Annotated in this window: 19 protein-coding genes and 1 other RNA gene; 7 read left to right on the top strand and 13 right to left on the bottom strand. The window is 65.8% G+C overall.

Annotated features, from left to right (window positions below; translation table 11 throughout):
• Positions 1-83 precede the first annotated feature (83 nt).
• Positions 84-572, top strand: a complete 489-nt coding sequence (locus ACYQ0L_RS11845; protein WP_459789424.1) for a DUF4188 domain-containing protein — start codon at positions 84-86, stop codon at positions 570-572.
• Positions 573-590: 18 nt separating this feature from the next.
• Here ACYQ0L_RS11845 and ffs read toward each other — a convergent pair.
• From ffs to ACYQ0L_RS11815, 6 genes are all read right to left on the bottom strand, one after another.
• Positions 591-685: signal recognition particle sRNA small type (gene ffs / locus ACYQ0L_RS11840), an RNA gene on the bottom strand.
• A gap of 36 nt (positions 686-721) precedes the next feature.
• Complete coding sequence (gene bla / locus ACYQ0L_RS11835; protein WP_459789423.1) at positions 722-1,555, bottom strand: class A beta-lactamase; 834 nt, start codon at positions 1,553-1,555, stop codon at positions 722-724.
• A gap of 88 nt (positions 1,556-1,643) precedes the next feature.
• The gene (locus tag ACYQ0L_RS11830; protein WP_459789422.1) at positions 1,644-1,922 is read right to left on the bottom strand and encodes an ETC complex I subunit; all 279 of its coding nucleotides are present in this window, start codon (positions 1,920-1,922) and stop codon (positions 1,644-1,646) included.
• A 284-nt stretch (positions 1,923-2,206) separates the two neighbouring features.
• A complete protein-coding gene (locus tag ACYQ0L_RS11825; protein WP_459789421.1) occupies positions 2,207-3,205 on the bottom strand; it encodes a class I SAM-dependent methyltransferase in 999 nt (332 codons plus the stop codon).
• 77 nt (positions 3,206-3,282) lie between these two features.
• Complete coding sequence (gene hrpB, locus ACYQ0L_RS11820) at positions 3,283-5,736, bottom strand: ATP-dependent helicase HrpB (protein WP_459789420.1); 2,454 nt, start codon at positions 5,734-5,736, stop codon at positions 3,283-3,285.
• A gap of 210 nt (positions 5,737-5,946) precedes the next feature.
• Entirely contained in the window at positions 5,947-6,969 is a 1,023-nt protein-coding gene (locus ACYQ0L_RS11815; protein WP_459789419.1) for a polyprenyl synthetase family protein, read from the bottom strand.
• 263 nt (positions 6,970-7,232) lie between these two features.
• On the opposite strand from ACYQ0L_RS11815, the gene ACYQ0L_RS11810 reads away from it, so the two are divergent.
• The gene (locus tag ACYQ0L_RS11810) at positions 7,233-7,436 is read left to right on the top strand and encodes a hypothetical protein (protein ID WP_459789417.1); all 204 of its coding nucleotides are present in this window, start codon (positions 7,233-7,235) and stop codon (positions 7,434-7,436) included.
• Positions 7,437-7,532: 96 nt separating this feature from the next.
• Here ACYQ0L_RS11810 and ACYQ0L_RS11805 read toward each other — a convergent pair whose 3' ends face one another.
• The 4 genes from ACYQ0L_RS11805 to ACYQ0L_RS11790 all read right to left on the bottom strand — a co-directional run bounded on the left by ACYQ0L_RS11805 (position 7,533) and on the right by ACYQ0L_RS11790 (position 10,932).
• Entirely contained in the window at positions 7,533-8,894 is a 1,362-nt protein-coding gene (locus ACYQ0L_RS11805; protein ID WP_459789666.1) for a sensor histidine kinase, read from the bottom strand.
• A 106-nt stretch (positions 8,895-9,000) separates the two neighbouring features.
• On the bottom strand, positions 9,001-9,678 hold the full coding sequence (locus tag ACYQ0L_RS11800; RefSeq protein WP_459789416.1) for a response regulator transcription factor: 678 nt from the start codon (positions 9,676-9,678) through the stop codon (positions 9,001-9,003).
• Positions 9,679-9,783: 105 nt separating this feature from the next.
• The gene (locus ACYQ0L_RS11795; RefSeq protein WP_459789415.1) at positions 9,784-10,119 is read right to left on the bottom strand and encodes a PepSY domain-containing protein; all 336 of its coding nucleotides are present in this window, start codon (positions 10,117-10,119) and stop codon (positions 9,784-9,786) included.
• Positions 10,120-10,215: 96 nt separating this feature from the next.
• Positions 10,216-10,932 (bottom strand): SIMPL domain-containing protein, encoded by a 717-nt coding sequence (locus ACYQ0L_RS11790; RefSeq protein ID WP_459789414.1) that lies wholly within the window; start codon positions 10,930-10,932, stop codon positions 10,216-10,218.
• A 74-nt stretch (positions 10,933-11,006) separates the two neighbouring features.
• On the opposite strand from ACYQ0L_RS11790, the gene ACYQ0L_RS11785 reads away from it, so the two are divergent.
• From ACYQ0L_RS11785 to ACYQ0L_RS11775, 3 genes are read left to right on the top strand one after another with little or no spacing between them, the layout of a single operon-like run.
• The gene (locus ACYQ0L_RS11785; RefSeq protein WP_459789413.1) at positions 11,007-12,593 is read left to right on the top strand and encodes an amidohydrolase family protein; all 1,587 of its coding nucleotides are present in this window, start codon (positions 11,007-11,009) and stop codon (positions 12,591-12,593) included.
• A 42-nt stretch (positions 12,594-12,635) separates the two neighbouring features.
• A complete protein-coding gene (locus ACYQ0L_RS11780; protein ID WP_459789412.1) occupies positions 12,636-14,450 on the top strand; it encodes an ABC-F family ATP-binding cassette domain-containing protein in 1,815 nt (604 codons plus the stop codon).
• The gene (locus ACYQ0L_RS11775) at positions 14,447-15,034 is read left to right on the top strand and encodes a uracil-DNA glycosylase family protein (protein WP_459789411.1); all 588 of its coding nucleotides are present in this window, start codon (positions 14,447-14,449) and stop codon (positions 15,032-15,034) included. The genes ACYQ0L_RS11780 and ACYQ0L_RS11775 overlap by 4 nt, the downstream gene beginning before the upstream one ends.
• On the opposite strand, the gene ACYQ0L_RS11770 is transcribed toward ACYQ0L_RS11775, so the two are convergent.
• Together ACYQ0L_RS11770 and ACYQ0L_RS11765 are read right to left on the bottom strand one after the other, a co-directional pair.
• A complete protein-coding gene (locus ACYQ0L_RS11770) occupies positions 15,031-15,612 on the bottom strand; it encodes a glutathione binding-like protein (protein WP_459789410.1) in 582 nt (193 codons plus the stop codon). The genes ACYQ0L_RS11775 and ACYQ0L_RS11770 overlap by 4 nt on opposite strands.
• A gap of 130 nt (positions 15,613-15,742) precedes the next feature.
• Complete coding sequence (locus ACYQ0L_RS11765) at positions 15,743-16,222, bottom strand: DUF6456 domain-containing protein (protein WP_459789409.1); 480 nt, start codon at positions 16,220-16,222, stop codon at positions 15,743-15,745.
• A gap of 98 nt (positions 16,223-16,320) precedes the next feature.
• On the opposite strand from ACYQ0L_RS11765, the gene ACYQ0L_RS11760 reads away from it, so the two are divergent.
• Both ACYQ0L_RS11760 and ACYQ0L_RS11755 read left to right on the top strand, forming a co-directional pair.
• On the top strand, positions 16,321-16,893 hold the full coding sequence (locus ACYQ0L_RS11760; RefSeq protein WP_459789408.1) for a helix-turn-helix transcriptional regulator: 573 nt from the start codon (positions 16,321-16,323) through the stop codon (positions 16,891-16,893).
• A 4-nt stretch (positions 16,894-16,897) separates the two neighbouring features.
• Positions 16,898-18,094 carry a glycosyltransferase gene (locus ACYQ0L_RS11755; RefSeq protein WP_459789407.1) on the top strand — a complete coding sequence of 399 codons (1,197 nt, stop codon included), beginning with the start codon at positions 16,898-16,900 and terminating at the stop codon, positions 18,092-18,094.
• Between the two features lie 47 nt (positions 18,095-18,141).
• Here the strand turns inward: ACYQ0L_RS11755 and secF are convergent, their stop codons facing one another.
• Positions 18,142-19,122 (bottom strand): protein translocase subunit SecF, encoded by a 981-nt coding sequence (gene secF / locus ACYQ0L_RS11750; protein WP_459789406.1) that lies wholly within the window; start codon positions 19,120-19,122, stop codon positions 18,142-18,144.
• Between the last annotated feature and the right edge of the window lie 9 nt (positions 19,123-19,131).

The following is a 19,131-nucleotide window of genomic DNA, read 5'->3' as shown; positions in this document are numbered from 1 at the left end:
GACCTAGGTAGGCGCACAAGCCCGCTTTGCGAAGCTTGACTATTAGGTTTCATTTTGCAATCTAGATTGCAGAGGAGACGATGATGGCAGTAGTCCAAGGACGCGTGACCGCCGATTTCACGGGCCCGCTGGTCGTCTTCGTGATCGGCATGCGGATCAACCATTTCCACAAATTTTCGAAATGGTGGCCCGTCGCATCCGCCATGCCGCCGATGCTGGAGGAGCTGGCCGCCAATCCGGACAGCGGTTTTCTGGGCACCGAGTACTGCCTGCAGGGCCTGCGCCAGCTCATGCTGCTGCAATATTGGCGGGATTTCGACAGTCTCGAAGGCTACGCCCGCTCCCGTGACGAGAAGCACTGGCCCGCCTGGGTCGCCTTCAACAGGAATATCGGGGCCGACGGAAGCGTGGGTATTTTTCACGAGACCTATGCCGTGAACGCGGGCGCGCACGAGACGATCTACGCGAACATGCCACCATTCGGGCTCGGCAAGGTGGCCGGGGTGGTGCCCGCGACGAAGACGCGCAACGAAGCGCGCAGCCGGTTAGGCGCGGGCACTCCGGCCGAATAGGCACTCGTACAAGGCGATGGGAAAGGAGCCGAGCGACCCGCCGCAATTCACCTGGGCTGCTTCCTTCCGGACCTGACCCGGTGAGCGAACGCAAACGTCCACCCGACTCCCGAGGCGGCATATGGCGCGCAAAATTGCGAAGCGCAAGGTCAGTTCGCGTTGCGTATCATCTCTGCCGCGATCGACCCGATTTCGGCACCTAGAGCATCGGCGAACGCGCCCGCTTCGCGCGGCCGATCGAGGAAGAAGACGAGCGTGTACCAGCCAGTCCCATCAGGATCGAAGATGGCCACATCGTTTATTTCCACCGCACCCGGCGCGGCGCAGTAGCCGGTCTTGTCTCCGGCCTGCCACTCTGCGGGCAATCCGGCCCGAACCCGCTGCAGCCCCGTGCTGCTGTCGATGAGCCACTTGGCGAGCCTTGCGCGCCCCGTGTCATCCAGCACCGCCTTGTCGGACAGCAGGCGGCGATAGGTTTCGCCAAAAGCAAGTGGGCTGGTCGTGTCGCGCGGATCACCGGCAGCATTCTCGTTCAGGGCCAGCTCGTACCGGTCGAGCCGGGTCACATCGTCGCCCAGCATACGGACCCAGTCGGTCAGCCCGCGCGGACCGCCAATCTGGTCGAGCAGGAGGTTCGCCGCTCCATTATCGCTGACCGTGACGATGCTCTCAGCCGCCGCACCCACCCTCATCCAGCCCTCTTCGAGCCGCGTCCGGCTGTACGGCGCGTGGCCTTCAATCGCAGCAGGATCGAAGGTCAGCCGGCCGTCCAGATCGAGGTCCGCGGCACCCGACAGGACCATTCCTGCCAAGAGTGTTTTGAAAGTGGAGCACATCGCAAAGCGTTCATCCCCACGGTGCGACAAAAGCACGCGGCCGGACGGATCCCGCAGGGCGACGCCAAGCCTCCCACCGCTGCGCTTCTCGATATCGGTGATTCGAGCCTGCGCATCCGCCACCGAGGCAGACAGGCGATCGCTCATCTCGATCTGTCGGGATGGGGAATCGGCTGGCGGGGCCGCACACCCCGCAAGGCAAACCAGCAGGGCGAGCCATCGCACAGCGGGTAACCTAGCGGAAATTGTCGGCGTAGGCCTGCAGCTTGAGCTTCTTCGGCGGGGTCGCGTGGACGCGGGCCGGAATGCCGTGCTTCTCGGCATAGGCTTTCGCCTCGTCCTTGCTCGGGAAGTTCAACTGCACCTGCACCTGCGTGTCGCCCGACCCGGTCCAGCCCATCAGCGGGTCGGCACGGCGTGCTTCGGACTGCTCGAACTCGAGCACCCATTCGTCGATCCGGGCCTTGCCGGACTGCATTGCGCTCTTGGGGCGCTGATAGATTCTGGCTGCCATGGGGGAGCTTTAGACTCAAGACGGATCGGCTGCAATCCATGCGTACGCACAGAGAACCGCAAACGCGCTCAGGGAGCTTTCACGGCCTTGACGCCCGCGATACACCCTCACCTATGGCTTCTGCGCATCCCGAAGAGCCACCTGCGCCGACCACCACACTCGAGCCGGTCAGTTCAGCTGGCGCCTCGTTCCATTAACAAACATGGCAACCTGGGCCATCACCTTCGCAAGCGGACATGCCAGAATCCGAGGATTTTTAACCACCCCATTGTCGCAGAAGGCCTCTATTTCTTCACGCCCTGATAATAAAGGCGCAGACACGTGGCATCATTCCTCGCCTGATCTGCATAATCCGGATGGACTTCCATATCCTGGGACGCGCACAACCTGTCGTGCTCCAGCGTTTCGATACCGGCACCCTCGAGCAAGTCCATTATTTCAGTCGCCGTTAGCCTGTTTATGTATTGGACCTTGTTCTCAAGAAGCAATTTCCAAACCAATTCGGAATGCTTTATGTAGCGCTTATCGTCTTTCTTGTAGCACCAGTAGCTCGTATGATCGACTAGGCCAACTTGCGCCAAGAATTGGCCTCCCGGCTTCAAAATGCTGGCCCATTTCTTTGCCGCACCTTCGAATTGTCTAGCGGGAATATGCTCCAGCACATCGATTGAAAAAACGATATCGAAAAAGGAATCCGGATAATCCGGCAGACCGGATTCAGCGACTTGGTAGTGCAGGCCCAACTCTTTATAAGCCTCATCCAGAGATGATGCGCGGTAAACTTTCTCCAGCTTTTCGCGCCCCGCGCCGGGCAGATCGCCCTCCGGAAAGTAGAGTTCCTGACTTTGCCGAACAGCCTCTTTGAAATGACCGATACCGTACCGGATATCTTGAACATCGAAAGAGTGAATTTCGCATTCTGGTCGACTCAAGGCAACCGCTATACTATATGCACTGATCCAGCCAGTCCCGAGATCGAGCACGGTAAGCGGGCCGGACGGAACTCTTTCCAGCAACCATTCTCCGATTTCTTTATTTGGCAGCTTAACGGAAGCTTTGTTTTTGGCCAAAGATCGATAAGCCGACATGGTGAGTGGCGACATCGACACCAGCTTGAGCGCTGCTGACGCGAGATAATAATTCATAAAGGTTACCTTGTGCCAATTCTTGAAATCTGGTGATGTAAATTTCGACCTAACGGCAATCAGCGCTCTGCCTTCAAAGACGAAAGATCTTTGGAAATATCCATGAATACCGAAGTATGTCTTCGCCACTTTGTTCATGACATCTGCAAACTGACCAATTGCAATGTGCTCTTTGCTCGCCGGCAGATTCTCGCCCCCACGAGCAAGCTCCTAATTCAGCCTTGGCTTCTTGAAAAGGCGTTCTTGGTCTTCAAGCTCGCGACTTCGGCCCATGGTTCCTCCGGCCAGCGATGCTTGGGGTAGCGGCCCTTCATGTCCTTGCGCACATCGGCCCAGCTGCCGCGCCAGAAGGCGGGCAGGTCGCGCGTGGCCTGAACGGGGCGGCCCGCGGGGCTGGTCAGCTTGAGCAGCAGCGGCACGCCCCCAGTTCCCTCGCCGATCATGGGATGACGATCGAGCCCGTAAAGTGCCTGCACACGCACCTCGACCGCCGGAGCGTCCTGCCCGGTATAGTCGATGGCATGATGCGTGCCCGCCGGGCTGGTGAACTCGCGCGGGGCCGCCTGATCGAGCCGCTGCCGCTCGTTCCAGTCCAGGATGCCGAGCACCGCGTCCACCAGCCTGCCCTTGCCGATGGCCAGATCGCGCCGTCCGGCGAGCAGCGGGGCGAGCCAAAGATCGGCACTGTCGCGCAGCGCATCGGGGGACAGCGCCTCGATCCCGGCGAACCGCGCGCGCGCCAGCAGGTCGGGTGGGAGCAGTTCTCCCACGTCGCTCCCCAGCTTATCCAGAGCCTTGTCCACAAGCAGTGCCTGCACCGCGTCCATGTCCGGCTCGGAGTCCGGACCCTTCGAGAGGACCACCGCACCCAACCGCTCTTCGCGCCGCGCTTCGACGCGTTCGCCGGTCCAGCGCAGGGTGCGGTGCAGCGCGATCCGGTCGCCCAGCCACTGGCGCACGTCGCTTTGGGCGAGCGCCGCAGCCGCGGTGATCCGCGCCCCTTGCGCCGATCCCTGCGCGTCACCGATCACGCAATACTCGCCGCGCGCCACCGGAGACGCTGGATCGAGGCGATAACCTCGCCCGTTTGCGGCCAGCCAGTCCTCGCCCGATGCGCCGCGCCTCTTCGCCACGAAACCGGGACGGCCTGCGGCGAGGATGATCGCGAGCGGCGGATAATCGGCGTCCTGCGGCTGCACGAGCTTGTCTGCCGCCCCGGCCCACCGGCCCGCCAGCTTGCGGCTTGCCTCGGCACGCGCGCTCCGTTCCGCCTGCCAGCGGGACAGGCGCATCTCGAGATCCTCGCCCCGCCCGCCGAGGCCGCGCTCCTGCAGCAGCAGCGCCGCTCGCGCCGCGCGCTCGGCGCAGCCGTGCCGCGCGCCGAACAGCACCATCGCCGCCCCTGCCGGATCGAGCGGGACCTGTGCCATCGCCTCGCCCTGCGCGGTAACGCGCCCCTCGTCATCGAGCGCGCCCAGCGCCCGCAATTCTTCGCGCGCGGTAAGGAGCGAGGCGGCGGGCGGCGGGTCGAGCCAGCGCAGGTTCGCCGGTTCGCTCTCGCCCCACCTGGCCAGTGTGAGGACCAGCGGCGCAAGGTCGCTGGTGGCAATCTCGGGCGGTTCGAACGCCGAACGCCCCGCATGCGCCGCCTCGGCCCACAACCGGTAGGCCACACCCGGAGCCTGCCGCGCCGCGCGCCCCGCCCGCTGCGTGGCGGAGGCTTGCGAGGCCTGCACCGTGACCAGCCGGTTGCCCCCCGCCGCACGGTCGTATTCGGCGCGGCGCGAGAGCCCGCCATCGACCACTACGGTCACGCCATCCAGTGTCAGCGAGGTTTCGGCGATCGCGGTGGCGAGCACGATTCGGCGGCGGCCTTCGGCGTCGCGGCGGATCGCGGCGCGCTGTCCGGCCGGGTCGACCTGCCCGTGCAGCGGCAGGATCACCGCGCCGCGCAGGCGATCCTCCAACCGTTCGCGCACCCGCTCGATCTCGCGCACGCCAGGCAGGAAGGCGAGGATATCGCCCCCTTCCTCGCGCCATGCCTGCACGACCGCCGAGGCCATCGCATCCTCGAACCGTTCCGTCCCGCTCGACCCAAGCCATTGAATGCGAAGCGGATGACTTCGCCCTTCGCTCTCGATCACCGGGCAGTGGCTCATAAGCCCCGCGAACCGCTCCCCGTCGAGCGTAGCCGACATGACCAGCAGGCGCAGGTCCTCACGCAGCACGGCCTGCGTCTCCAGCGCGAGAGCGAGGCCGAAATCGCTGTCGAGGTGCCGCTCGTGCGCCTCGTCGAACAGCACGGCAGAGACGCCCGCCAGCTCGGGATCGGCGACGATCCGGTTCACGAAGATCGCCTCGGTCAACACGGTGATCCGCGTTTTTGCGGAGCGTTTGCTGTCTAGTCGCGTCAGGTAGCCGACCGTCTCGCCCGGCTTCTCCCCCAGCATCGCCGCCATCCGCTCCGCCGCGGCGCGCGCAGCGACCCGGCGGGGGGAGAGCAACAGGATCTCGCCGGTGCACCAGTCCACGCCCAGCAGTGCGGGCGCGACGGCGGTGGTCTTGCCCGCCCCGGGCGGCGCAACCAGCACCGCGCTGGGCGCATCGCGCAGCGCGGCCGTCAGCTGCGGGAGTACGTCATGGATAGGGAGGCGTGAGTCGGCAGGCATCACGCCGCCTCTAACCCAACCCGTCACCCCTGCGAAGGCAGGGGCCCGGATAACATGGCGGCTGCCATTCCATCGGCAAACGGCAAGCCCGCTGCCTATTCGCGACCCGCAATCGCCGGATGGACCCTGCCTGCACTGGGGCGACGCTAGCCCAGCGTGCCACTCACCCGTCTCAGACGAAAAGACGCGCCAGCAAGCCCAGAACGACCCCTAATGCCCCCGCGCCACCGCAAAGTGCGCCGCTTCCACCATCGCCTCGCGGGCCTTGCCGTCGGGGAAGATCGAGAGCGCATCCGCCGCGCGCTGGGCGAAGTGGCGGGCGCGGTCGCGGGTGGCGGTGACGCAGTCGTGCTTTTCAACCAGCGAGACCGCGTGGGCGAGATCCTCGTCCGAGGTCTGGAAGCCCGCGATCGCGCTTTCCCAGAACTTGCGCTCTTCCGCGTCGCCGCGGGCATAGGCGAGGATCACCGGCAGGGTCATCTTGCCCTCGCGGAAATCGTCGCCCCGGTCCTTGCCCATGTCCTTGGCCTCGGCCGAGTAGTCGAGCGCGTCGTCGACCAGCTGGAACGCGATACCCAGGTTGCGGCCATAATCGTCGAGCGCCTGCTCCTCCGCCTCGCTGCATTCCGCGACGACGGCGGAAATCCGGCTCGCGGCCGCGAAAAGCGCTGCGGTCTTCGATCCGATGATGTCGAGGTAGCGTTCCTCGCTGGTGGCGATCTTGCGTTGCGCGGTCAGCTGGGCGACCTCGCCTTCGGCAATGATCGCGCTGGCCGAGCTGAGGATCTTGAGCACCTTCAGGCTGCCATCCTCGGTCATCAGTTCGAACGAGCGGCTGAAGAGGAAATCGCCGACCAGCACGGTCGCCGGGTTGCCGAAGATGATGTTCGCCGCGGCCTTGCCCCGGCGCATCTCGGAACCGTCGACGACATCGTCGTGCAGCAGGGTGGCGGTGTGGATGAACTCGACTGCAGCGGCCAGCTTGTGATGGCGCGTGCCCTGGTAGCCGACAAGCTCCGCCCCGGCGAGCGTCAGCATCGGGCGCAGGCGCTTGCCTCCGCCCGAGATCAGGTGCCCGGCAAGGCGTGGAATCAGCGGGATCTCGCTCTGCATCCGGTCGAGGATCACGGCGTTGACCGCATTCATACCCGAAGCGGTCAGCGCGAGCATCGCGTCGATAGAGGCTGGAGAGGCGCCGGACGCGCGGGCGATAGGGACGATCTCGGCAGTCATCCGGTCAGGCAATGGCCAACCCGTGCGATCATTTCAAGCGCATAACGGACAACGGCTGTTGCGCTCCCCGAACAGGTGCTCCGGGCGTGCCATTCTGCGCACAGTACCGTGCAACGGGGCGCGCTTCGCCGGTGCGGGGGCAACCGAAGTGTGGCTATTGGGTCGCAACCCGGCGGTAGCCCAACGCTGCGATGCAAACAGCCGTTGTTAAGCGATCCCGAAATAGCATAAGCTTTCCACTCGGAAACTCAGGAGATTACACAATGAAGCTTGGCAAAGTTCTCGCCGCAGCCACCGCAGCCAGCCTCGCCGTCGCCCCGATGGCCGCACAGGCGGACGTCCGCACCAGCGCGCCGGTCGAAGGCGAAAGCGAGCTCGGCGGCTACAGCCTGCTCGCCGTGTTCGCCATCGTCGCCATCGGCATCGGCGTGGCCGCTTCGGGCAACGACGATGGCGTCAGCGCCTGAGCCGATCGTCGCGAATTGAATGATCCGAAGGGGTGCGGAGCGATCCGCGCCCCTTTTTCTTTGGCGCTGGCCCGCTTCCGCGCCGGGCGCCGCAACTCAGGCGCGCGGCAACGACAGCCTGACGAGGAGGCCGCCCAGGTCTTCGCTCTCGGCAAGGTCCACCGCTCCACCGTAGATTTCCGCGACATCGCGCACGATGGCAAGGCCAAGGCCGGTCCCGGGCTTGCCGGTGTCGAGCCGCGCACCGCGGTCGAAGATCTCGACCCGCTTTTCCTCGGGAATGCCCATCCCGTCATCCTCGATCCAGAGCACGCAGCGCGGATCGTCGGGCTCCGCATCGATCGTAACGAACACGCTGCCGCCGCCGTATTTCGCGGCATTCTCGATCAGGTTGCCGAGAATTTCGTCGAGGTCCTGCCGCTCGATCGCGACCTTCGCCTCATGCGAACCGTCGATGTCGAAGCGCACGTCGGGATAGAGCCGCTCGACCGCACGGCGGACCGCTTCCGCGCTGTCGCGCACCGGCGTCTGCGCATGGCCGACCGCACGGCGCCCTACGGCGCGTGCGCGGGCGAGGTGATGGTCGACATGGCGACGCATCGTGCGCGCCTCGCGGATCACGGTGTCGGCAAGGTCCGGCGCATGTGCGGTCGCGGCATTGTTGACCACGGTCAGCGGCGTCTTGAGCGCGTGGGCTAGGTTGCCCGCATGGGTGCGCGCCTCTTCCGCCTGCCGCTCCGAATGTTCGAGCAGCATGTTGAGCTCCTGCACCAGCGGCTGGACCTCCAGCGGCAGCGGGGCGGTCACGCGGTTGCTGCCGGCATTGCGGATGTTCTGGATCGCGTTCCGGATGCGGCGCAGCGGGCGCAGGCCGACATAGCTTTGCAGCAGCACCAGTACCATCAGGCCAAGACCAAGGATCACGAAGCTGATGACCAGGATCCGGCGAATGCGGTGGATTTGCTCGTCGATCTCGTCGCGCGAGGAGGCGACCGCGAAGGTCCACAAGGTATCGCCCCCCGGCAGCACGGCGTCGCGCTGGGCAATCCGCAGCGGTTCGCCTTCGAACTGGCGGCTGTCGTAATTGACAACCTCGTCCTGCACCGACGGGCGCAGTTCCAGCGCCTGGTCCCACAGCGATCGCGAGGGATGGACCGCTTCGCTGTCGAGTGTCACCGGCTCACCCGCGGGGCTGATCTGGTAATAGAGGCCTGAATTGGGTTCCAGAAAGCGCTGGTCACCCATGGGACGGATCAACCAGACCTGGCCGCCCGGCTGGATCTGCGCCGAAGCGATCAGTGCAGTAAGGTTGTTGTCGAGCTGAGTGTCGAAGTTCGTTTCGACCATGCTGGTCAGCGTGCGATCGAGCGCGAGCCCGCCGCCCAGCAACAGGATGATGATCCACAGCGCCGAGATGATGATCATGCGCCATGTCAGGCTGCCAGTATGCGGCGCCATGAAATCGCGCGGACGCCCTTCATACGCCTCGCCCGCCACACGGTCCGGCGCATTCGGATCGCGCCTGCCCGGTTTGTGCGTCCGCACGACCGCCGCAGGCGCGCCCTTACGCTCGGGGGGCGTCGGCGGGGTCGTCGAGGCTGTAGCCAAGGCCACGGATCGTTGTGATGACTTCCGCGCCCAGCTTCTTGCGGATGCGGGTGACGAAGACCTCGATCGTGTTCGAATCGCGGTCGAAATCCTGATCGTAGATATGCTCGATCAGTTCGGTGCGGCTGACCACCTTGCCCTTGTGGTGCATCAGATAGCTCAGCAGCTTGTATTCCTGCGCCGTCAGCTTGACCGGGTCGCCACCGCGCGTGACGCGGCCCGAACGGGTGTCGAGCCGCACGTCGCCGGCAGTAAGCTCGCTGCTGGTATTGCCAGAAGCACGGCGGATCAGCGCACGCAGGCGGGCGATCAGCTCTTCGGTCTGGAACGGCTTGGCGAGGTAATCGTCCGCGCCCGCATCCAGGCCGGCGACCTTGTCCGACCAGCTATCGCGCGCGGTCAGCACCAGCACGGGGAAGGTGCGTCCTTCCTTGCGCCACATGCCGAGCACGGTCAGCCCGTCGATCTCGGGTAGGCCGAGGTCGAGGATCACCGCGTCGTAATTTTCGGTCGAGCCGAGGAAATGCCCGTCCTCCCCGTCGGTCGACAGGTCGACGGCATAGCCGTTCTGTTCCAGCGTCGATTTCAGCTGCTCGCCCAGCGTGGGCTCGTCTTCCACGATCAGGATGCGCATCGGCGTCTTTTCCTTGTCACTTGCCCAGTCTCTCTAGCAAGCTCGCTCCTTGGAGCGGATAGCGCACAAACGTCAACAACATGGCCTGCCTTTGTGCCAGATAGCTCAGCGGGAGCGGCCGATGACACGGCCGGTTCGCGCGTCGATGTCGACGTCGATGACCACGCTCCTGCGGATGAAGCGAAACCGGTAGGCGGTTGCGACCGGGTCGTAGGCGAAGCCGAGATATTCGTAGCAGTTGTTCGCGTTGCGCGCATTCGAACACAGCGGCCCGTCCAGCGTCTTGAAGGCGATCTGTTCGAGCTGTCGCAGCGGCAGGGCCTTGCCCGATTGCGTATCGCGCCGCGCCGCGTCCTGCGCGGGGCTGCTCTGCGCAAGCGCAGGCACTGGCGTTGCGGCGATGGCGCAACCGAGCAGAAGAGGGGCGACGATCCGTTTCATGTGTTCGTTACCAGTGGCCCGAAGCCATTGAACGACCTCTGAATGCACCGCAGCCCCCTTCGTTCAGATTCCTGCTCGAATTTGTGAACGAATAACTTAATTGACCGCCTCGTAGGTGACACTGACGGTGACCCCGGTCTCGACCATGCCCGGCTGCACCGGCGGCGCACCGCCGATCCGCGAGCCGGTAACGACGATGGCATCGGCGCTGAATTCGCGCGCGGAACCCTGGACACTCTCCGAGATGCTGAGGACGCGGACGTTGGAATAGCCCGCGACCGCCGCATAATCCATCGCCATCGTCCGCGCCCGCTCCAGCGCGCGGCGGCGTGCCTCGGCCTTGGGCTCGGTGTCGTCGGAGATCGAGAAGGTCGGACCGTTGATGTCGTTCGCCCCGGCCTTCACCAGCGCATCGAGTACGTTGCCGACCTCTTCGGTATCGCGCAGGGTCACGCGCACCTGATTCGATGCTTCGTACCCGCGAAAGATCTGGTCTCGCGTCTGCTGATCGTAATCGAAGCGGGCACCGAGGTTGATGCGCGTTGTCTGAATGTCGCGCTCGGGAATGCCGAGCGAGCGCAGCCGCGCAATCACCTGCTCCATAGCCTGCGAGTTCTGCGCCAGCGCTTCCTGCGCGGTCATCGCCTCGTTGCGCACGCCCGCGCTGATCGTGACCTCGTCCGGCTCGACCTCGACCTGCTCGTTCACGACCAGTTCGATCACCGGACCCGTGGCCTGAATCTGGACATCGGCAGCCGCGGCGGGGGCGGCCAGCAGGGCAGCGCTTGCAAGAAGAATGGGGGAGATGCGCATGATGGGGGAAAGTCCTTCTCTTGATAGAACGGCGCGATGAGGCTTACGAGTCTCGCAAGGGGAGAGCACCAGCAATGAAATTGTTCCGCATCACCATGTCGATCTTGCTTGCCGCGAGCGTAGCGCCCGCGCTTGCCCAGTCAACGCCCGAACCGACCGGCATGGAGCGGGTGCCCGATCGGCCGGCGGATGTCGGCGAAGGGCCCTTCGGCAGCCTGATCGTCTCCGGCGCGATGGTCATCGACGGGACCGGCGCGCCGCCGACCGGACCGCTCGACATCGTGATCGAGGGCGACCGGATCGTGGCCATGGCACCCAGCGCGGCCAATGCGCGGGCACGCGATGCCGCCGACCGGGTGGTGGATGCGGGCGGGATGTACGTGATCCCCGGCATGATCGACATGCACGGCCATAATGGCGACCCCGGCAAGGCCCCCCAGTCCGACTATGCCTATCGCCTGTGGCTGGCCCATGGCGTCACCACCGTACGCGGGGTGTCCTTCTATTTCGGCCCCGGCGACGACCTGTCCGACCGCGCCCGAAGCGCGGCGAATACGATCGTCGCCCCCCGGCTGGTCCCTTACGCCGCATTCGGCGACAAGTGGGACGGCGGCAGCATCGACAGCCCGGCCAGGGCGCGCGAATGGGTCCGCTGGGCGAAGGCGGCCGGGTTCGAAGGGGTCAAGTTCTTCAGCCATCCGCCCGCACTGCTGGAAGCCGCGCTCGATGAGGCGGAGAAGCAGGGCATGGGCACGGTCGCCCACCTTGCGCAGATGGGTGTTGCGCAGGTCAATGCCCGCCGCGCGGTGGAGCTGGGGCTCGACGACGTCACCCATTTCTACGGCCATTTCGAAAGCCTGCTCTCCGACACGGCGCTGGTCCGCTACCCTGACGACTACAACTACCGGGACGAACAGGCCCGCTTCGCCTGGGTCGCTCGTCTGGCCGACCAGATCGTGGAGCCGGGGAGCGAGGAGTGGGACGAATATGTCGACTTCCTGATCGACAGCGACGTCACGCTGACGCCCACCTTCAACATCTACTCGGCGAGCCGCGACGTAATGCGGGCGCGCACGCTCGAATGGCACGAACGGTACACCCTGCCCTCGCTGATGGATTTCTACGAGCCGAGCCTCACCAATCACGGCAGCTATTACCACGACTGGACGACCGAGGACGAAGTCGCCTGGCGCCGCTTCTACCGCCACTGGATGGACCTGACGCGCGATTTCCACCGCAAGGGCGGCAGGGTGACCGCGGGATCGGACCCAGGCTATATCTACCAGACGTGGGGCTTCGCCTATGTCGCGGAACTGGAAATGTTGCGCGAAGCCGGGCTTAGCGCGCTCGAGGTGATCCGTGCGGCAACCTACAACGGCGCACAGGAGATCTGGGAGCACAAGGGCGAGGAGCCGCCCTACGGATCGATCGCGGTCGGCAAGCTCGCCGATCTCGCGATCGTGGACGGCAATCCGCTCGCCAACCTGAAGGTGCTCTACGGCACCGGGCACAAGCGGCTGAACCGGGAAACCAATACGATCGAGACCGTCGGCGGCGTGCGCTGGACGGTGAAGGACGGCATCGTCTACGACGCCCCCGCCCTGCTCGAGAGCGTAGCGCAGATGGTCGAGGAGCAGAAGCGGCAGCGCGGCGAGCCATGATGGCTTGATGCAGGGCCCGCGCGCGCCTACCTCGCGCGCTCTATGGCGCAGCCCCCGATCCTCTCCTGGGAAAACCTCGGCCTCCAGCAAGGGGGCCGTTGGCTGTTCGGCGGGCCCGATCAGGACAATATCGACCTGCATGTCGGCCCGCGCGATCGCCTCGCGCTGATCGGCCGCAACGGTGCGGGCAAGACGACGCTGTTCCGCCTGATCGACGACAAGCTCGATGCCGACCAGGGCCAGCGCAAGGTCAAGCCCGGTACGCGAATCGTGGTGCTGGAGCAGGACCCTGATGTGTCCGCCTGCAACACCCTGATGGACTTCGCGCTCAGCGGCGAGAACCCGCCGGCCGAGCACGAGGTGGAGGCGATCGCATCCCAGCTCGGGATCGACATGAGCCGCGAGGCCAAGGGCGCGAGCGGAGGCGAGAAGCGCCGTGCAGCCATTGCCCGCGCTTTGGCGCAGGACCCCGACCTGCTGCTGATGGACGAGCCGACCAACCACCTCGACCTCGCGGCGATCGACTGGCTGGAAAGCTGGCTCGACCGCTATACCGGTGCCTTCGTCGTCATCAGCCACGACCGTACCTTCCTCAAGCGGCTGACCCGCGCGACGCTGTGGCTCGACCGGGGCACCATGCGCCGCAAGGAAGTCGGCTTCGGCGGGTACGAGGCGTGGGAAGAGCAGGTCTATGCCGAGGAAGCGCGCGCGGCGGAGAAACTCGACGCGAAGCTGAAGCTGGAAGCGCACTGGCTGGAGCGTGGCGTCACCGCGCGGCGCAAGCGCAATCAGGGGCGGCTCGAAGCGCTTTACAAGATGCGCGCGCAGCGTGCCTCGATGATCGACACGAGCGGCACGGCCAAGCTGAAGCTGGCGACCGAGGAGGACTTCAAGAGCAAGTCGGTGATCGTCGCCGACCATATCTCGAAGAGCTATCCCACCCCGGAAGGTGGTGAGCGCACGATCATCCGCGACTTCAGCTTGCGCATCCAGCGCGGCGACCGGATCGGCATCGTGGGCTCCAACGGCGCGGGCAAGACCACGCTGCTGAAGATGCTGACCGGCGAGATCGAGCCCGACAGCGGCAGCGTCGACATCGCCAAGACGCTGACCGGCGTGATGATCGACCAGCAGCGCAGCCTGCTCGGCCAGGGCAAGACCGTGCGGCAGGTACTGGCCGAAGGCGGCGACTGGATCGACGTTCGGGGCAATCGCAAGCATGTGCAGGGCTACCTCAAGGAGTTCCTGTTCGATCCGGGCATCGTCGACACCAAGGTGGACATCCTGTCGGGCGGCGAACGGTCGCGACTCCTTTTGGCCCGCGAGTTCGCGCGTGCGTCCAACCTCCTCGTGCTGGATGAGCCGACCAACGACCTCGACCTCGAGACGCTCGACCTGCTGCAGGAGGTCATCGCGGACTACGAGGGCACCGTGCTGATCGTCAGCCACGACCGCGATTTCCTCGACCGCACCGTCACCGTCACGCTCGGCCTCGACGGTTCGGGCAAGGTCGATGTCGTGGCGGGCGGGTACGAGGACTGGGTCGCCAAGCGCGCCAAGCCCATCGTGGGCAAGTCGAAGTCTGCGACCAAGAGCGCGCCGCCGCCGCCTCCCCCGCCTCCGCGCGCCGACAAGCTCAGCTTCAAGGACCAGCGCGACTACGACACGCTGCCCGAACGGATCGAGGAGCTGGAACTGGCGATCGCGCGTGGCGAGCAGATCCTCGCCGATCCGGACCTGTATTCCAAGGACCCGCAGCGATTCGCCACGATCTCCAAGGGCATCGAGAACGCGCGGGCAGAGAAGGACGCGGCGGAAGAGCGCTGGCTCGAACTCGCCGAGCGGGTCGAGGGTTGAGCGCGGCGGATCCGAACACAGACCTGCACCGGGAGATCGCCGCCTGCCGGGTGTGCGAGACAGCGCTCGGCTTCACGCCCCGCCCCGTGGCGCAGTTCTCCGCAACCGGTCGCATTCTCATCGTCGGGCAGGCACCGGGCAGCAAGGTCCATGCGAGCGGCATTCCGTGGGACGATGCGAGTGGCGCGCGGCTGTGCGAATGGAGCGGACTGACCCGCGACCAGCTGCACGATCCAGCGCTCGTTGCAATCGTCCCGATGGGCTTCTGCTATCCCGGCAAGGCGAGCGGCGGCGACAAGCCGCCCCGCCCCGAATGCGCACCGCTGTGGCACGAGCGTGTGCTGGCGACCCTGCCCGACGACCGGCTGACGCTGCTCGTGGGCACTTACGCCCAGAAACGCTACCTCCCCGCCACGAAGGGCGAGCGGATGGCGGACCGGATCGCGAACTGGCGAGATTTCGGCGACACCATCCCGCTGCCCCACCCCTCGTGGCGATCGACCATGTTCATGCGCAAGCATCCATGGTTCGAAGCCGAGATGCTGCCCGAAGTCCGCAAGCGCGTGCGCGCCATGCTCGCCTAGCCGAGCCCTTCGTCGGCCATCGCCGCCTTCACCGCATCGCGCGCGAGGTTGCGCTCGCGATAGGCGACCAGCGATTGCGGAAGGTCGATGCCGAACTTGTCGGCCCACAGCAGCGTGACCAGCAGGTAGTTATCGACCACCGTAGGCCCATCGCCGACCAGCCACTCGCGCCCGTCCATCAGCGTTTCGGCGAGCTGGTATTTCTGCGCCACTGTGTCCTTCGCCTTGGACTTCGCATCGCCCTCGGCCCCGCCGAACAGCGGCGCGTAGGCATTGTGGATCTCGGTTCCGATGAAGCCGATCCATTCGTGCAGGCGGAAATGCGCCTCGCCTTCGGGCAGGGTGCCGGTGGCCTTCGCCAGGTACGGCAGCACGGCGGCATTCTCCGTGATCAGGCCGAAATCGTCGGTGACGATCGCGGGCACGTAGCCGCGCGGGCTGATCCGGTAGAAATCATCGCCATCCTCGGTCCGATGCTTGGACAGGTCGACCTTCACCGTTTCGTGGTCGAGACCGCCCTCGATCAGGGCGATATGGCTGGCAAGGCTGCAGGCGCCGGGGGAATAGTAGAGCTTCATGGTCGATGGTCCTTCATGTCCGCGTCTTCCCACGACCAACGGGCGGAGCGCCCGCACGATCCACAAGCGCGGACCGAACGCGCGATGCCTGACACACCTGACACAGTGTCCAGAAGGCAAAAACCGCACCTCACCGAATGCGGTAGAAATCGGCCACGCGCTCCAGCGCGAGCTTGAGCACCAACTTGCCGCTGCGCGCTGGCCATTGCAGCGCGCGTTCGGCCTGCGGCAGGCTCTCGCACGCGCAGACCACGCGCCACAGCACATCGGCGAGGCCGCTACCCGCCGCCGCCAGCGCGCCGTCGAACCGCTCCTTCGCCGCCAGTTGCCGCTCCGTCGGCGAGAGCCCTGTATCGGGCCCGCCTTTTATCCGCACCGGGTCCCACCGCATCGTGACCGAGGGCGAAAGCTGCGCCTTCTCGTAGTCGGCGCGCAGCCGCTCGCCCGCGTCGAACAGGCGATCGCTCAGATGGCCGCGCGCGTGCAGCCAGGTTAGCGGGCTTTCGGCGAGGTTCACGGTGACCGATCGCCGCCGCGCCTGCACCTTGCCCTCCCTCGTTCTCCGGGGCCCCTCGCTCGTCAGCTCGCGTTCCGCCAGTTCGCGCGTCATCTCCATCTCCATCGCTGCTTCACTCGGCGCGGGACTTGCCAAAAGCGACAGGCTGTAGGAAAGTGAATTCACCGGATTGGTAAAAGGCGAGCCAAACAATGATTAACCGGATACGTGATATTCGCCGTCAGAAAGGGTGGACACTGGCCGATCTGGCCGCCGCCTGCGATCCGCCCACCACCGCGCAGACCATCGGACGGCTGGAGACGGGCACACGCAACCTCTCGCTCAAATGGATGGAACGGATTGCGGCTGCCCTCGGGATCGATCCCGAGCTGCTCGTCCGCTCGGAAGACGCAAACCCGATCGCCATCGTCGCGACGCTGGACGATAGCGGCGCACACGCGCTCGAGACCCCGCGCGAGGCGGTGACGCCGGGCGACATGGGACAGGGCGCAACGCAGCTGGTCATGCAGGTCGCAGCGAGCACCGGGGCCTATCGTGCGGGCGATCAGCTCTGGCTGCGGCAGATCGCGCCGGAAGACGCGGCACGCGCGATCAACCGCGACGTGCTGGTCCCGCGCCGCGCGGGCCGCTTCGCCTTCGGGCGACTGGTCGACAGTGCACCGGGGCGCCTCGCGCTGCTGCCGCCCGAGCCGGGCCGCAAGCAGGTCGTGGTGGAAGATCCCGCCTGGCTCGCCGTGGCCGAAACACTGGTGAGGCCGTTGTAGCGCGATGCCCCGGCTGCTCTCCCTCGCAACGCTCTACCCCAATGCCGCTCGTCCGCGCTTCGGCACCTTCGTGGCCAATTCGCTGGAGGCGCTGGCGGCGCAACCCGGCTGGGATGTAACGGTGGTCAACCCGGTCGGACTACCCCCGGTGATCGTGGGCGAATACAGCGCCCTCGCCGACGCCGCTTTCGACGAGGATCGGGGCGGGATCAGCGTTCATCGGCCGCCTTTCACGTTGATCCCCAGGATCGGCGGACGGCTCAACCCCGGCATGATCGCGCGCAGCGTCCTGCCGCTTGCCCGCCGGCTGCACGAAGAGCGGCCCTTCGACATGGTCGATGCGCAGTTCTTCTACCCGGACGGGCCCGCCGCCGCCGCCATCGCGCGCGACCTGGGCCTGCCGCTGGCGATCAAGGCACGCGGCGCGGATATTCACTACTGGGGCGGCAGGGGCTTCGCGCGGGCGAAGATGCTCGACGCCGCGAAGCAGGCCGCGCGTCTGCTATCGGTCAGCAAGGCGCTGGCCGGAGACATGGCCGCGCTTGGCATGGACCGCGGCAAAATCGCGATCCACCACACCGGCCTCGACCGTGACCGGTTCCGGCCCCTTCAAAACGCGGGGCTACGGCGTCTGCTGGGCGAGCGGCTCGATCTGCCGTTGGGCGAGAAGGAGCTCATCCTTGCCACCGTGGGCGCGCTGATTGAGCGCAAGGGCCAGGCACTGGTGCTGCGCGCACTGGCAGAGCTTGCGGCAGAAGCCACGCCCGGCGCGCGGCTGCTGCTGGTCGGCAAGGGACCAGACGAGGCGAGGCTGCGCGCGTTGGCTGACGAGCTTGGACTGGCCCCTCGGGTGCACTTCCTCGGCTCGGTCGACCACGACCTGCTGCCGCTGATCCTGTCCGCCGCCAATGCGATGGTCCTGCCCTCGGCAAGCGAGGGGCTGGCGAACGCGTGGGTCGAGGCGCTTGCCTGCGGCACGCCCATCGTGGTGGCGGATGTCGGCGGCGCGCGCGAAGTGGTGCGCGGGGCCGCCGCTGGAATCATCGTGGCGCGCGATCCGTCTTCTATCGCACGGGGCGTGCGCACGATCCTCGACAATCCGCCCGCCCCTGCGGACACCGCGCGGGTGGTCGAAGGTTTCGGCTGGCCCGCGCACGCGCAGGCCCTCGATGCCATTTATTCGGAGGCGATCGCGGGCTGAGTTGCCTCAGCCCGCGATCGCAAGCGTCAGGGATCGGCTGGCGGGCCTCAGGCCTCGCCGCGCGCAATCTTCTCCTGCTGGTCGGCCTTGCCATCCTGCGGCACGAAGCTGGTCGAGGTGACGCCCAGCCAGATCAGCAGCGGGGCCGCCATGTAGATCGAGCTGTAGGTGCCCACGAAGATCCCCAGCGTGATCGCCGCGACCATGCCGAACAGGCTGGCCGGCCCGAAGAACAGCAGCGGGATCAGCGCGACGAGCAGCGTCAGCGAGGTCATCACGGTACGCGCCAGCGTCTCGTTGACCGACAGGTCGAGCAGTTCGGGCACGGGCATCTTGCGGAACTTCTTCAGGTTTTCGCGGATGCGGTCGTACACCACGATTGTGTCGTTCAGCGAATAGCCGATGATGGCGAGGATCGCGGCGATGATCTGGAGGCTGAATTCGAGCTGGGTCAGCGCGAAGAAGCCCATCGTCAGCGATACGTCGTGGAACAGCGCGAACAGGCCGCCCACGCCGAACTGCCATTCGAACCGGACCCAGATGTAGATCGCAATTGCTGCCATCGCGGCCAGCAGCGCGTACAGCGCACGCTCCCGAAACTCGTTCGAGACCTTGCCGGACACGCTGTCGACCCCGTCGATCCGCATGTTCGGGTATTCGGCGTCGAGCGCGGTGGTAATATTGCGCGTCAGGCGATCGGCGAATTCCTTGTCGCCTTCGGCCTCGGCTGGCAGCTTGACGCGGATCGAGATCTCGTTGGCGGCGCCGAAGCGCTGCACCACCGGGTCGCCGGTATCGGGCAGTCCGGCCACCGTCTCGCGGATTTCGGGGATCGGCGCCTCTTCCTGGCCGACGAAGGTGGCGCGGATTTCCTGACCGCCGGCGAAGTCGACGCCGTAGTTCAGGCCCATCGTGGCCACCGCGGTCCAGCTCAGTGCGATCAGGATGATGCTGAACACGTAGAACGGCACGCGCCACTTGAGGAACTTGATGTTCGTATCGTCGGGGACGAGCTTCAGGAGTTTCATGTGTCTTCT

Source organism: Alteriqipengyuania triglochinis, from assembly GCF_054655655.1.
Note: the sequence above shows the minus strand (reverse complement) of the source record. Positions and strands in the feature narration are given on the sequence as shown.